11 protein-coding genes are annotated in these 13,890 nt (G+C 63.8%); 7 read left to right on the forward strand and 4 right to left on the reverse strand.

Features of this window, described 5'->3' with window-relative positions:
• Window positions 1-9: 9 nt before the first annotated feature.
• The 5 genes from ggt (at window position 10) to E1748_RS16305 (ending at window position 4,967) form a co-directional block, all read left to right on the forward strand.
• Window positions 10-1,686, forward strand: a complete 1,677-nt coding sequence (ggt, locus tag E1748_RS16285) for a gamma-glutamyltransferase (protein ID WP_420819339.1) — start codon at window positions 10-12, stop codon at window positions 1,684-1,686.
• A gap of 75 nt (window positions 1,687-1,761) precedes the next feature.
• Window positions 1,762-2,322, forward strand: coding sequence for an RBBP9/YdeN family alpha/beta hydrolase (locus E1748_RS16290; protein WP_133648221.1), 561 nt, complete (start codon window positions 1,762-1,764; stop codon window positions 2,320-2,322).
• A gap of 98 nt (window positions 2,323-2,420) precedes the next feature.
• On the forward strand, window positions 2,421-2,882 hold the full coding sequence (locus E1748_RS16295) for a MarR family winged helix-turn-helix transcriptional regulator (protein ID WP_133649395.1): 462 nt from the start codon (window positions 2,421-2,423) through the stop codon (window positions 2,880-2,882).
• 88 nt (window positions 2,883-2,970) lie between these two features.
• Window positions 2,971-3,381: a MarR family winged helix-turn-helix transcriptional regulator gene (locus E1748_RS16300; RefSeq protein WP_133648222.1), complete on the forward strand. Its 411-nt coding sequence runs from the start codon at window positions 2,971-2,973 to the stop codon at window positions 3,379-3,381.
• Window positions 3,382-3,386: 5 nt separating this feature from the next.
• On the forward strand, window positions 3,387-4,967 hold the full coding sequence (locus E1748_RS16305; RefSeq protein ID WP_133648223.1) for a DHA2 family efflux MFS transporter permease subunit: 1,581 nt from the start codon (window positions 3,387-3,389) through the stop codon (window positions 4,965-4,967).
• Window positions 4,968-5,044: 77 nt separating this feature from the next.
• Here E1748_RS16305 and E1748_RS16310 read toward each other — a convergent pair whose 3' ends face one another.
• Window positions 5,045-6,088, reverse strand: coding sequence for an alpha/beta fold hydrolase (locus E1748_RS16310; protein ID WP_133648224.1), 1,044 nt, complete (start codon window positions 6,086-6,088; stop codon window positions 5,045-5,047).
• Window positions 6,089-6,196: 108 nt separating this feature from the next.
• Window positions 6,197-7,624 (reverse strand): amidase, encoded by a 1,428-nt coding sequence (locus E1748_RS16315; RefSeq protein WP_133648225.1) that lies wholly within the window; start codon window positions 7,622-7,624, stop codon window positions 6,197-6,199.
• A gap of 265 nt (window positions 7,625-7,889) precedes the next feature.
• Between E1748_RS16315 and E1748_RS16320 the strand changes: the two genes are divergently transcribed.
• On the forward strand, window positions 7,890-8,477 hold the full coding sequence (locus E1748_RS16320; protein ID WP_240766739.1) for a TetR/AcrR family transcriptional regulator: 588 nt from the start codon (window positions 7,890-7,892) through the stop codon (window positions 8,475-8,477).
• Between the two features lie 16 nt (window positions 8,478-8,493).
• On the opposite strand, the gene E1748_RS16325 is transcribed toward E1748_RS16320, so the two are convergent.
• Window positions 8,494-9,714 carry a CaiB/BaiF CoA transferase family protein gene (locus tag E1748_RS16325; protein ID WP_133648227.1) on the reverse strand — a complete coding sequence of 407 codons (1,221 nt, stop codon included), beginning with the start codon at window positions 9,712-9,714 and terminating at the stop codon, window positions 8,494-8,496.
• Between the two features lie 402 nt (window positions 9,715-10,116).
• Here E1748_RS16325 and alaS point away from each other — a divergent pair, with 402 nt between their 5' ends.
• Window positions 10,117-12,741, forward strand: coding sequence for an alanine--tRNA ligase (alaS, locus tag E1748_RS16330; protein ID WP_133648228.1), 2,625 nt, complete (start codon window positions 10,117-10,119; stop codon window positions 12,739-12,741).
• A gap of 160 nt (window positions 12,742-12,901) precedes the next feature.
• On the opposite strand, the gene E1748_RS16335 is transcribed toward alaS, so the two are convergent.
• Entirely contained in the window at window positions 12,902-13,828 is a 927-nt protein-coding gene (locus E1748_RS16335) for a LysR family transcriptional regulator (RefSeq protein ID WP_133648229.1), read from the reverse strand.
• Window positions 13,829-13,890: the final 62 nt, after the last annotated feature.

The raw sequence follows: 13,890 nt of genomic DNA on the forward strand, positions 1-13,890 counted from the left end.
CGCTGGCGCATGGCGTTCGGTTTCGTCGCGGCGCTCGTCGCGAGCTTCACCGGCATCGCACCCACACCCGCGCTCGCAAAAACCGCACCGCCGCAAGCGGTACTCGATGCATCGGCGGTCGCGGTGCCCGACCGCTACAGCGCGGACACCGCGCAGCAGATCTTCGCCGCAGGCGGCAACGCGGTCGATGCCGCCGTCGCGATCGCCTTCACGCTTGCCGTCACGTCTCCCGATGCGGGCAATCTCGGTGGCGGCGGTTTCATGACGTTGTTCGTCGACGGCAAACCGTATTTTCTCGACTACCGCGAGCGCGCGCCGCAGCGCGCGACGCGTGACATGTATCTCGACGACAAGGGCAATGTCGTGCCGGGTCTGAGCGCCGTCGGTGCGCGTGCGGCAGGTGTGCCGGGCACGGTCGACGGGCTGTGGACCGCGCAGCGCCGCTTCGGCAAGCTCAAATGGAAGCAGGTGCTCGCGCCCGCGATCCATTACGCGACCGACGGCTTCACCGTCGAGCCGTGGCTGCAGAAACGTCGCGACAACGCCGCGCCGGGTTTCGCCGGCAAGACCAGTTTCGACGCGTATTTCGCCGACCTGAAGGCGGGTAGCACGTTCCGCCAGCCGGAACTTGCGCAGACGCTCACACGCATCGCGAGCGACGGCGGCCGCGAATTCTACGAAGGCCGCACTGCCGATCTGATCGACCGGCAGATGGTCGGCCATGGCCTCATCACGAAGGACGATCTGCGGCAATATCATGCGGTGTGGCGCGAACCGGTGACGGCCGACTGGAACGGCTACCGGATCGTCACCGCACCGCCGCCGGGTTCGGGTGGCGTCGCGCTGATCCAGCTGCTGAAAATGAAGGCCTATCTGAAGCCCGCGTTCGCCGGGCTCGATCTGAATTCCGCGCCGTACATTCATCTGATTTCGCAGCTCGAGGATCGCGTGTTCGCCGATCGTCAGCAGTACATGGCCGATCCGGATGCGTACCGCGTGCCGGTCGATAAACTGATCGACGACGCGTACCTCGCGCAACGCGCCGACGAAGTCAGTCCCGACGAAGTGCCGGGCGCCGCGCCGGTCAAACCGGGTCTCGGCGATGCACTGCCCGAGAAGGCGCAAACCACTCATTTCTCGGTCGTCGACAAATGGGGCAACGCGGTATCGAACACGTACACGCTGAACGGCGCGTTCGGTTCGGGGGTCGTGATCGACGGTGCGGGTTTTCTGCTGAACGACGCGATGGACGATTTCGTCGTGAAGCCGGGCGTGACGGCGGGCGATATGAATACGATCGCGCCGGGACGGCGGCCGCTGTCGTCGATGACGCCGACCATTCTGCTGAAAGACGGCAAGGTGGCGCTCGTGATCGGCACGCCGGGTGGCTCGCGGATCTTCACGTCGATCTTTCAGGTGATCATCGATCTGTACGATTTCGGACTGTCGCCCACTGACGCGCTTGCCGCGATGCGCTTCCATCATCAGCTGCTGCCGCCGAAGACGATTGACTGGGAGCCGTATCATCCGATCGATGGCGAACTCGCGGAGCAGTTGCGCGGGCTAGGCTATGAGTTGCAGGGGCAGTCGTTCAACGGCGACGTGCAGATGGTGCGCGTCGACGGCACGCAGCCGCAGCCGGCTGCGGATCCGCGCGGGGCGGGGGTGGGGCGCGTGTTTCCGTAAAGACCACAGCGATTAACTTACATGGGACCGCAGTAAGCGCTAAAGCGCCAACTGCGGTCGACAGGAAAAACCACGATGTTCGATCAACACACCGTACTGGTCCTGCCGGGCTATCAAAATTCACTCGAAGGACACTGGCAGACGCGCTGGGAAGCGGCTTACCCGCAATGCGAGCGCGTGCCGATGACGGACTGGCACCATCCGCAGCGCGACGCGTGGTGCCGCACGCTCGATGCAAGCGTCGCCGCTGCGTCGAAGCCGGTGCTGTTCGCTGCGCATAGCCTCGGCTGTCTGACGGTCGCATTCTGGGCCGCGCAGTATGCGACGCCCGATGCGCTCGCGAAGATCGCGGGCGCGTTGCTTGTCGCGCTGCCCGACTCGACCGACCCGCAGTTCCCGCAGGAGATCGGCGGCTTCGTACCGGTGCCGCTCACGAAGCTGCCGTTTCGCAGCACCGTGGTCGCGAGTTCTGACGATCCCTATTGCGGACTGCCGTTCGCGCGCCAGTGCGCGAACGCGTGGGGCAGCGAGTGGTTCGAGATCGGACCGCGCGGGCATATCAATGCGGACAGCGGACTCGGCGATTGGGAAGAGGGCGTGCGTGTGCTGGCGACTATGGGGCAACGAAATGTGTGAACCTGGCCTCCGCAGGCGTCACTAACCTATCTAAATTACTGATAACTCATCGCCCCAAATATCTTGCGTGTGTGCATATACATCGATACACTGCGCGAATGAACCGTTCACTCCGTCACGATGAATGTCACTGCTTCGCCATGCGTCAGGCGGCGCGGTACATGACGCAGCTGTATGACCGGCATCTCCAGTCGGCTGGCGTGACGGCCGCCCAGTTCACTATTCTCGGCAAGCTCGCCAGTCAGTCCGAAGTCAGGATTGCGATGCTGGCAACCGAAATGGTGATGGACCGGACCACGGTTTCGCGTGCGTTGAAACCGCTGGAACGAGACGGCCTGATCGAATCGCAGCTCGACAAAGCGGACGCGAGAGTCCATCTCCTCACGCTGACGGAGCGTGGGAAACACGCGTACGAGCAGGCGAAAAAGGCATGGCGCGACGCACACGATGAAGTCGAACGCAAGTTCGGCAAGGCGCGCACGACAGCGCTTCGTCGCGAACTGTTCACCATCACACACGAAACCCCGACCGGCGACCCCCGGCGTTCGATCGAACGCTAGCGGTCCGTTTTTTTTAGCATAAAGCGTGCGTATGCACGCTTATTTTCGACAAACAACGTGCATACGCACTTTTTGAGGTGCCCGACTCATGGAAACGATGCTCGATGACGATTGCTTTGCGCTGCGCCAGGCCTCGCGCTTTATCTCGCAGATCTACAGTCAGCACCTTGCACACGTCGGCCTGACGACGACGCAGTACTCGATCCTCAATCGCCTGGACATGCATGGCGACCTGTCGATGCAGCAGCTCTCGATGGCGATGGTCATGGATCGCACGAGCATCGTGCGTGCGATCCGGCCAATTCAGCGCGATGGTCTTGTCGAAAGCAGGAAGGGTGGGGGACGCGAGCTGACCATCGCACTGACAAACGCGGGGGCTACACGTCTGAAAGAAGCGCGCCCTCACTGGACTAGAGCACAAGCCGAGTTCGAAGAACGCTTTGGAAGCCGGCGCATGAAAGCGCTCCGGAGCGAACTGTTCGATCTGACCGACGACTAGCCAGCATGACTACTTCTGCTACTCCATTGCCGAATCCGATGGATCTGCCGACGCGCACGAAGCTCGTCGCGTTCGGCATCATGTGTCTCGGCTTCTTCATGGCGACGCTCGACATCCAGATCGTCGCGTCGTCGTTGCGCGATATCGGCGGCGGACTCTCTGCGAGCCAGGACGAACTGTCGTGGGTCCAGACGGCTTATCTGATCGCGGAAATCATCGTCATTCCGATGTCGGGCTGGCTCACGCGAGTGTTTTCGACGCGCTGGGTGTTCGCCTTTTCCGCGCTCGGCTTCACGATCACCAGCATGCTGTGCGGGCTCGCATGGGACATCGATTCGATGATCCTGTTTCGCGGCCTGCAAGGCGCGATGGGGGCGGCGATGATCCCGACCGTCTACACGACCGTCTTCGTGATCTTTCCGCCGAAGCAGCGCCTCATCGCGGCCACGACCATCGGCGCACTGTCGACGCTCGCGCCGACGATCGGCCCGGTGATCGGCGGCTGGGTCACGGCCGAGTGGTCGTGGCACTGGCTGTTTTATCTGAACGTCGTGCCGGGCATCATCGTTACGCTGTTCGTGCCGCGTTTCGTCAACTTCGATCACGCAAACCCGTCGCTGCTGAAGAAGGGCGATTACGTCGGCATAGCGTTGATGTCGGTGTGTCTGGGCTGCCTCGAATACGTGCTCGAAGAAGGGCCGCGCAAGAACTGGCTCAGCGACGAGGTCATCCTGCTGTGCACGTGGGCGTCCGTTCTGTGCGGCTTCCTGTTTATCGTGCACGCGCTGACGGCCGACGATCCGATCATCGACCTGCGCGCACTCGCGGTACGCAACTTCGGCATATGCAGCGTGTTGTCGTTCATCATCGGCATCGGGATTTTCTGCACGGTTTATCTGACGCCGGTTTTTCTCGCGCGGGTGCGGGGCTTCGATTCGCTCGAGACGGGCGAGGCGCTGCTGTCGGTCGGATGTTTCCAGTTGCTTGGCATGATTGCCTACACGGTGTTCGCGCGATACATGAACATGCGCTACCTGTTGCTCATCGGGCTGACGATGTTCGGCCTCGGCTGCTATCTCTACGCGCCGCTGACGAGCGATTGGGGCTGGCAGCAGCTACTGCTTCCGCAGGCGCTGCGAGGCTTCGGTCAGCAACTCGCCATTCCGCCGATTGTCATCATGGCGCTCAGTTCACTGCCGCCTTCGCGGCTGAGATCGGCGAGCGGGCTGTTCAATCTGATGCGCAATCTCGGCGGCGCGATCGGTATTGCGGTCGCGAGCACGATGCTCAACGATCGTCTGAACTTTCACTATGAACGGCTGGCGGAACACGCGAGCATCGGACGTCCTGTGGTCGGCGCGTTTTTGCAGAGCCAGAGCGCGCGCATTTCCGAAGCGGCGGGCGATACGCTGAACGCTGCGAGCGCAGGCTTAACCGAGTTGCATGCGCTGTTGATGCGGGAGGCACTCACGCTGACGTTCGCGGACGCGTTTCTTGCTGTCGCGTTGTGTTTCTGCGTGGGACTTATCGGTGCGTTTTTCACGCAGCCGGTCGCCAATGCGGCGCCGCCGCCGGATGCGCATTGACGCACATTGAGCCCGCCCATTGCAATGCATGGGCGGGGCGACCGACTCACGCAAATCTCAAGCAGCACGCCTGGCGGTCACAGCTTCACGACTTGCAGCACGGCATCGGCAAATGCGTCAGGCGCTTCCTGCGGTAAGTTATGACCGATGCCGCCGCTGATATCGCGATGCTGATACTTGCCGATGAACTGTTTCGCGTACGCGGCGGGCGGCTGATGCGGCGCGCCGTTTGCGTCGCCTTCCATCGTGATCGTCGGGACGGAAATCTTCGGCGCCTGCGCGAGCCGTCTTTCCAGATCGTCGTATTGCGCTTCGCCATGAGTGAGTCCCAATCGCCAGCGATAGTTATCGATGACGACGGCGACGTGGTCCGGATTGTCGAACGCGCGGGCTGTGCGCAGAAACGTGGCGTCGTCGAACCTGAACTGTGGCGACGCGTGCTGCCAGATCAGTTTGTTGAATTCGTCGCGATGCTCCGCGTAACCGATGGCGCCGCGCTCCGTTGCGAAGTAGTACTGAAACCATGCCTGCAGTTCGATCTGCGGCGGCAGCGGTTTCCGGTTCGCTTCCTGGCTGCCGATCAGATAGCCGCTGGCCGACACCAGCGCACGACAGCGCTCCGGCCATACCGCTGCGATGATGTTGGCGGCTCGTCCGCCCCAGTCGAAGCCGGCGAGTACGGCTTTGTCGATCTTCAGCGCATCCATCAGCGCAATGACGTCGACCGCGAAGACGGACTGCTGTCCGTTGCGCGGCGTGTCCGCGGAGAGGATGCGCGTCGAGCCATAACCCCTGAGATACGGCACGATCACACGATAGCCCGCAGCCGACAGGATCGGCGCCACGTCGGTGAAACTGTGGATGTCGTGAGGCCAGCCATGTAGCAGGATCGCAACCGGTCCATCGGCGGGGCCTGTGTCGACATAACCGATGTTCAGTCTGCCTGCGTCGATCTGGCGGATCGGACCGAGCGTGGTCGATGGAGTCGTTCGTTGCGGCGAAACGGCCGGCGTCGCTGCGCTTGCGTGGGCCATCCCCGCCAGGTCTAGCAAGCTAAGTCCCGCCAGCGCGGATGCACTGCTCAACAAGCGGCGGCGTTGTGTGTTCACTGCGTTCGACACGTCTGGATTCTCCCGAAGGCTCGTTCAGAAAATCGGCGCCGATCGCTTTCCGTTCAATACGGAATGCGTCGGCGCCGGGTCAGGTTCTATCGATCCGCTCGACGCGAATCACAGGCTGGACAAATCCGGGTGAAGACCCCGGACAGGGCTCACGCTTTCGAGCAGCGAAGCGAGATGCAGCAGCGTCGACTCCGCCATCCACGGCGAGACCAGTTGCACGGCGACTGGCAGCCCGTCGCGGCTCGTGCCGAACCGCATCGACAGGCCAGGAAGTCCGGTCACGCTCAGAGGCGCGGTCGCACTCATCACGTGCAACGAAGACACGGTCTGACCGTTGATGACGAACTCGGTGGCGTCGTGCTGATGCGCCGGCACCGGCGTCACCGGACAGAGCAACGCGTCGTAACGCTGGAAGTACGCGGCGAAGCCGTCGCGCAGCTGTTCGATCTGCTGCTCTGCATGAACGAAATCGGCGATCGACGTGTCGGGCGTGTCATAGACCGCCTGCACATGCTTGAAGATCTTGTCTTCGTGTCCGGCCGTTACCTCGCGGAACGCGGGCTTCGTTTCCATCACCTGAAGTTTCCACAGCAACTCGAGCGAGTTGATCTGTTCGAGCACGGGAATGCGCACCGGCTCCACGGTGACGCCCAGGCTTTGCAGTGCGTCGGCGGAGGCCTGGACGGTGGCTGCTACGTCGGCATCCACCGGGGCGAAGGCCGGTTCGACGAGCCAGCCCACGCGAAGCGGTCGGCCCGGTGTCGATCCGATGCCCGTATCGAGCGTGAGCGGAGCCGTGGAAAAACCGTCTGCGCCATCAGGACCTGCCAGCAGCGAATACGCGAGCGCGATGTCGCGCACGCTGCGTGCCATTGGACCGATGTGCCAGAAGCGGCGGGGCACGCGCGGCCAGATGCCGGTCATCGGAATGCGTCCGTGCGTTGCCTTCAGGCCAACGACGCCGGTCAGCGCCGCCGGACCGCGCACCGAGATTGCCACGTCGGTCGCGAGCCCAATGGGCGACATGCCCGCTGCAATGGCCGCCGATTCGCCACCGCTCGACCCGCCCGGCGTACGGTCCAGATTCCACGGGTTTCTCGTGCGTCCGGACAGCAGGTTGTCGGTCTCGATCCAGAAGGAAAACTCAGGGTGGTTGGTTTTCGCGATCAGCACGCCACCGGCCTTTTTCATCCGGGCGACGCTGGTCGCGTCGGTGTCGGGCAGACGGCCCTTGAAGATCGGCGAGCCGCGTTGGGTTAGCACGCCGGCGGTGTCGATGGAGTCTTTTGCCGTGAACGGAACGCCATGCAGCGGTCCCAGTTCTTTCCCCGCGAGAACGGCTGCCTCTGCGGCTTTCGCGGCGTCGAGCGCGTCGTCGGCGAGCGTGACGATCGCGTTGATTTTCTGATCCGCGGACTGGATGCGGTCGAGATGCGCCTGCATGACTTCTACTGGCGAGACTTCTTTGCTACGGATCAATTCTGCGAGCCTGGTTGCGTCCAGGGAGACGAGTTCGGTGCTGAGTTCGGTGCTCATAGGGAGCCTCAAAAAGTGTTGGATCGGAAGCCGACAAAGCCAGGATTTTTAAACTACCTAACGTTTGTTAGGATGTAAACTAGGGCTTATGTTCGGTGACGTCAACACCTTTGAATCGGGAGGGCGATCCGGTTGCATCCTGTCCGCGGACGCGGCGGCACGCTACTATCGGGAATACGCTGCCGTGCAGCGGCTATTCAGGCCAACCCAGGCCAACCGATCCAGGCGATTGCGCGGGCGGTTCGTATTTATCGAGAGGCGATTCGTGGACAAGCAGGCGGGCACAAATTCGAGCACCAGTTCCAGTGACAGGATCCTGGCCGTCGCGACGACGATCGCGCAGGCGCACGGTTACGGTGGATTGAATCTGCGTGCGCTTGCGCAGGAAGTCGGCATCAAGGCCGCGAGCCTCTATCACCATTTCCCGAGCAAGGCGGATCTGGCCGCAGCCGTCGCGCGGCGTTACTGGGAAGACGCAGCGGCGGCGCTGGAAGAACTGTCGGCCAGCACGCCCGATCCCGCCGACCGTCTGCGCAAATTCCCAGGGACGTTCCGGGCCGCGCTCGAGAACGAGAACCGCATGTGTCTGGCCAGTTTCATGACGGCAGAAAACGACGACCTGCCGGACGTCGTGAAGAAGGAGATTCAGTCCTTCGTCGACGTCAACGTCGCGTGGCTTGCGAAGAATCTGGTGGCCGCAGAAATCGTGGCTTCGAGAGATGCGAAGAAGCGCGCACGCGCGATCTTCGCGGCAGTTTCCGGCGCGCAACTGCTGGCGCGAGGCCGCTCCGATATCAAGCTCTACGATACGGTGATCGACAGTTATCGGGCGGCGGGGCTTTTGCCCGAGTAGGGGCGGGCGTCCGCGTTCAAATCACCGACTGGCCCCGCAACGCGGCGATCCGCGCATCGTCGTAACCGAGCACATCGCGCAGAATTTCGTCGGTATGTTCGCCGAGCGTCGGCGGATGCGAGCGGGCCTGCGGCGGCGTCGCGCTCATGTTCACCGGATTGCGCACCAGCTTCACCGTGCCGCCCGACGGATGCGGCAGATCGACCTGCAACCCGCGCGCGATCACCTGCTCGTTGTCGAACACCTCTTCCAGATCGTTGATCGGCCCGCACGGCACGCCGGCCGCCTCGAGCGCCCCGATCCATTCGAGCTTGCCGCGCGTGCGCACCATCTCCGCGAGGATCGGCACGAGCACGTCGCGGTTGCGCACGCGTGCGGGGTTAGTCGCGAAGCGGTCGTCGTCGGCGAGTTCGGCGCGGCCGCCCGCTTCGACGAACTTGCGGAACTGTCCGTCGTTGCCGACCGCGACGATGATCCAGCTGTCGCTGGTCTGGAACGTCTGGTACGGCACGATGTTCGGATGCGCGTTGCCCCAGCGCGCGGGCGCATTGCCGCTCGCGAGGAAATTCGAGTTCATGTTCGCGAGCATCGCGACCTGCACGTCGAGCAGCGCCATGTCGATGTACTGGCCTTCGCCCGTGCGGTCGCGATGCGCGAGCGCGGTGAGCACGGCGACCGTCGAGTACATGCCGGTCATCAGATCGGCGATCGCGACGCCTGCTTTCTGCGGACCGCCGCCCGGCAGCGCGTCGCGCTCGCCGGTGATGCTCATGAAGCCGCCGATACCCTGGACGATGAAGTCGTAGCCCGCGCGCTGCGCGTACGGACCAGTCTGGCCGAAGCCCGTCACCGAGCAGTACACGAGGTCAGGCTTCACCGCTTTCAGCGAGTCGTAGTCGAGCCCGTACTTTTTCAGCTGACCGACCTTGTAGTTCTCGAGCACGACGTCGCTGTGCGCGGCCAGTTCACGGACGATCTTCTGCCCTTCGGGCGTCGCGATGTCGACGGTTACCGAGCGCTTGTTGCGGTTCGCCGCGAGGTAGTACGCGGCCTCGTGAGTGTCCTCGCCGCCGGGCGTTTTCAGGTAGGGCGGCCCCCAGTGACGCGTATCGTCGCCGACACCCGGCCGTTCGACCTTGATCACGTCGGCGCCGAAATCGGCGAGCGTCTGTGCGCACCACGGACCCGCGAGCACGCGGGTGAGATCGAGCACGCGGAGATGACTGAGTGCACCCATGTTCGGACCTTGTCTCCTTGCCGGCCGGAGTCGGTTTCATATAGCGCCGACCCTGGTCCCGAGTAGTTTGCTGTGAGCGGGCTGCGGCACGGCGAGGCCAGGCGCAGCGATTGGCCATATTAAGCGAATACCGGGCGACTGGGCATCCGGCCAAACGGCAGAGGCGCGTGCGGCGCAATGGTGCTAGCGCCTGGCCGGCGAGGCGAGCGTCACCGAAGCGGATGCCCCCAAACCCGGCCGAACGGCCAGACCCCCGCCCGCCAACGCCCACGCACCCTCGCGCGGGCGTTGATCCCGTATAATCGGTCGTTTCACCGTCTGACCGGCATCGACCAGCGCCATAACCCGCTGGCGCATCGCCGCGATGTCGCCAGATCAAGCAGAGACCGCTCCCCGCACGCCATGAAAGCCGCCGAAATCCGCGAGAAATTCCTCAAGTTCTTCGAATCGAAGGGCCATACGATCGTCCGCTCGTCGAGCCTCGTGCCGGGCAACGACCCGACGCTGCTCTTCACCAACTCGGGCATGGTGCAGTTCAAGGACGTCTTTCTCGGCGCGGAATCGCGGCCCTATGCGCGCGCCACGACATCGCAGCGCAGCGTACGCGCGGGCGGCAAGCACAACGACCTCGAAAACGTCGGCTACACCGCGCGGCATCACACGTTCTTCGAGATGCTGGGCAACTTCTCGTTCGGCGACTACTTCAAGCGCGACGCGATCCACTACGCGTGGGAACTGCTGACCGGCGTCTATCAGTTGCCGAAAGAAAAGCTCTGGGTCACCGTCTATCACGAGGACGACGAGGCGCACGACATCTGGGCGAAAGAAGTCGGCGTGCCGGTCGAGCGGATCATCCGCATCGGCGACAACAAGGGCGCGCGTTACGCGTCGGACAATTTCTGGCAGATGGCCGACGTCGGCCCGTGCGGCCCGTGTTCGGAAATCTTCTACGACCATGGCCCGGACGTGTGGGGCGGCCCGCCGGGATCGCCTGAAGAAGATGGCGACCGCTACATCGAGATCTGGAATCTCGTGTTCATGCAGTTCAGCCGCGACGCGCAGGGCAACATGACGCCACTGCCGAAGCAGTGCGTCGACACCGGCATGGGTCTGGAGCGTATCGCCGCCGTGCTGCAGCACGTGCACAGCAACTACGAGATCGACCTGTTCCAGGCGCTGATCAAGGCCGCCTCGCGTGAAACCGGCGTGACCGATCTGACCAACAACTCGCTGAAGGTGATCGCCGATCACATCCGCGCGTGCTCGTTCCTGATCGTCGACGGTGTGATTCCCGGCAACGAAGGGCGCGGCTACGTGCTGCGCCGGATCGTGCGCCGCGCGATCCGCCACGGCTACAAGCTCGGCCGCAAAGGCGCGTTCTTCAACCGGCTGGTGCCGGACCTCGTCGCGCAGATGGGCGCCGCGTATCCGGAGCTGAAAGAAGCCGAGGCGCGCGTGACCGACGTGCTGCGCCAGGAGGAGGAGCGCTTCTTCGAAACGATCGAGCACGGCATGTCGATCCTCGAAGGCGCGCTGGCCGATCTCGATGCAAAGGGTCTCAAGACGCTCGACGGCGAACTCGCGTTCAAGCTGCACGACACCTACGGTTTCCCGCTCGATCTGACCGCCGACGTCTGTCGCGAACGCGGCATCACCGTCGATGAACCGGCGTTCGACGATGCGATGGCGCGTCAGCGCGACCAGGCGCGCGCGGCCGGCAAGTTCAAGATGGCGCAGGGCCTCGAATACTCGGGCGCGAAGACCACGTTCCACGGCTACGACGAGATCGTGTTCGACGACGCGAAGGTCGTCGCGCTGTATGTGGACGGCGCGTCGGTGAAGGCTGTCGAGAACGGTCAACAGGCCGTCGTCGTGCTCGACCACACGCCGTTCTACGCGGAATCGGGCGGCCAGGTCGGCGACCAGGGCGTGCTCGCCAACGCGAGCGTGCGCTTCGCAGTCGCGGATACGCTGAAAGTGCAGGCCGACGTGACCGGCCATCACGGCACGCTCGAACAGGGCACGCTGAAAGTTGGCGACGTCGTGAAGGCGGAAATCGACGCGGTGCGCCGCGCCCGCACGGTGCGCAATCACTCGGCTACCCATTTGATGCACAAGGCGTTGCGCGAAGTGCTCGGCTCGCATGTGCAGCAGAAGGGCTCGCTCGTCGATCCTGAGAAGACCCGCTTCGACTTCGCGCACAACGCACCGATGACCGACGACCAGATCCGCCGCGTCGAGGCGATCGTCAACGCGGAAGTGGTCGCGAACGCGCCGGGCATCGTCCGCGTGATGCCGTACGACGACGCGGTGAAGGGCGGCGCGATGGCGCTGTTCGGCGAGAAGTACGGCGACGAAGTGCGCGTGCTCGATCTCGGCTTCTCGCGCGAACTGTGCGGCGGTACGCACGTGAGCCGCACCGGCGACATCGGCTTCTTCAAGATCGTGGCGGAAGGCGGCGTCGCGGCAGGGATTCGCCGCGTCGAGGCGATCACCGGCGACAACGCGGTGCGCTACGTGCAGGAACTCGACTCGCGCATCAGCGAAGCAGCGGCCGCATTGAAGGCGCAGCCGTCGGAACTGACGCAGCGGATCGCGCAGGTGCAGGACCAGGTGAAGTCGCTCGAAAAGGAACTCGGCGCGCTGAAGTCGAAGCTTGCGTCGAACCAGGGCGATGAACTCGTCGGCCAGGCGGTCGATGTCGCGGGCGTGCATGTGCTTGCGGCGACGCTCGAAGGCGCCGACGTGAAGACGCTGCGCGAAACCGTCGACAAGCTGAAGGACAAACTCAAGAGCGCTGCGATCGTGCTTGCGTCGGTCGAAGGCGGCAAGGTTAGTCTGATCGCGGGCGTGACGCCCGAGGCCAGCAAGAAGGTGAAGGCGGGCGAACTCGTGAACTTCGTCGCGCAGCAGGTTGGCGGCAAGGGCGGTGGACGGCCCGATATGGCGCAGGCGGGCGGTACGGATCCGGCGGGGTTGCCGGCGGCGCTTGCGGGTGTGAAGGGTTGGGTCGAAGGGCTGCTTTAAGCGGGCTTTGGTTCGGCTGTAGGCGTTGGCGATACTGCCGATGGCCGATGTAAAAAAACCGCGCGTTGCGAAACGCGCGGTTTTTTTATGGGCGATTCGGTTGATTGACTGCTTGATGCTCGCTCGTACGGGTTCGATTGCCCGACCGTGTCGCGTTGTCCTACGCCGGCTGCAACACACCCTCACCGCGAGCGGCGTCCGCGTCAGTCTCGCCAATATTGCTGTCCTCAAGCAACGCTGAGCGCAAAGCATTGAGCGCCGCCGAAAAATGCCCACGTCGCCAGATCAGCAGCGTATCGATTTTCCCGAGTGCGCCGAGCGAGTGGATCGCGATGTCGTTCATCTGCGGCTGCAGCTCGAGTACCGAGCGCGGCGCGACCGCGACGCCCGCACCGGCCGCGACGCACGCGACGATCGCGTGATACGAACCGAGTTCGAGCACACGCGCCGGCCGCAAATTGTTCTGCGTATACCACCGCTCCACGTAACTGCGATACGCGCAACCGCGCTCGAATGCCACGAGCGTCGACAGCGCGATGTCGCGTGCCTCGCGAATCGGCCGATGACCGCGCGGCGTCAGCATCACCAGTTCCTCGCGAAACACCGGCAGCGTTTCGAACGGCTCGCCGGGCAGGCCGCCGTCGAGCGGCGTCGCGATCAGCGCCGCGTCGACCTCGAATTCACGCACGCGTTCGATCAGCCGACCCGTCGTGCCCGTCTCGAGTTCGAGCGCGACGTCGGGCCACGTCTGGTGATAGCGCGCGAGCAGGCTCGGCAGACGGCTCGCCGCGACGCTTTCCATCGTGCCGAGCCGCAGGCGTCCGTTCGGACGATTCTCGCGGACGGCGTGACGCGCCTCGTCGGCGAGCGCGAGCAGACGCTCGGCGTAGGGCAGCAGCGTTTCGCCGGCGGGCGTCAGCACCAGCCGACGACCGTCGCGGGTGAACAGCTCCGTGCCGAGCTGCTCTTCGAGCTGCCGGATGCGCGTCGTCACGTTCGACTGCACCCGGTTCAGCTTCGCGGCAGCCCGCGTGATGCCGTTCTCGCGCACGACGGCGCGGAAAATGGTCAAGGCGGCGAGGTCCATGTTTCTCTCTCAGCGATGGGTAGCATCAGGATAATTCATTTTTTGTGATGAGGTGGTGGAGC

Source organism: Paraburkholderia flava (assembly GCF_004359985.1).
In the GTDB taxonomy this organism is placed as follows: Bacteria; Pseudomonadota; Gammaproteobacteria; order Burkholderiales; family Burkholderiaceae; genus Paraburkholderia; species Paraburkholderia flava.

Coding starts and splice junctions, on each gene's coding strand:
- ggt (WP_420819339.1), top strand. CDS start 10: ATGGCGTTCGGTTTCGTCGCGGCGCTCGTCGCGAGCTTCACCGGCATC.
- E1748_RS16290 (WP_133648221.1), top strand. CDS start 1,762: ATGTTCGATCAACACACCGTACTGGTCCTGCCGGGCTATCAAAATTCA.
- E1748_RS16295 (WP_133649395.1), top strand. CDS start 2,421: ATGAACCGTTCACTCCGTCACGATGAATGTCACTGCTTCGCCATGCGT.
- E1748_RS16300 (WP_133648222.1), top strand. CDS start 2,971: ATGGAAACGATGCTCGATGACGATTGCTTTGCGCTGCGCCAGGCCTCG.
- E1748_RS16305 (WP_133648223.1), top strand. CDS start 3,387: ATGACTACTTCTGCTACTCCATTGCCGAATCCGATGGATCTGCCGACG.
- E1748_RS16315 (WP_133648225.1), bottom strand. CDS start 7,624: ATGAGCACCGAACTCAGCACCGAACTCGTCTCCCTGGACGCAACCAGG.
- E1748_RS16325 (WP_133648227.1), bottom strand. CDS start 9,714: ATGGGTGCACTCAGTCATCTCCGCGTGCTCGATCTCACCCGCGTGCTC.
- alaS (WP_133648228.1), top strand. CDS start 10,117: ATGAAAGCCGCCGAAATCCGCGAGAAATTCCTCAAGTTCTTCGAATCG.
- E1748_RS16335 (WP_133648229.1), bottom strand. CDS start 13,828: ATGGACCTCGCCGCCTTGACCATTTTCCGCGCCGTCGTGCGCGAGAAC.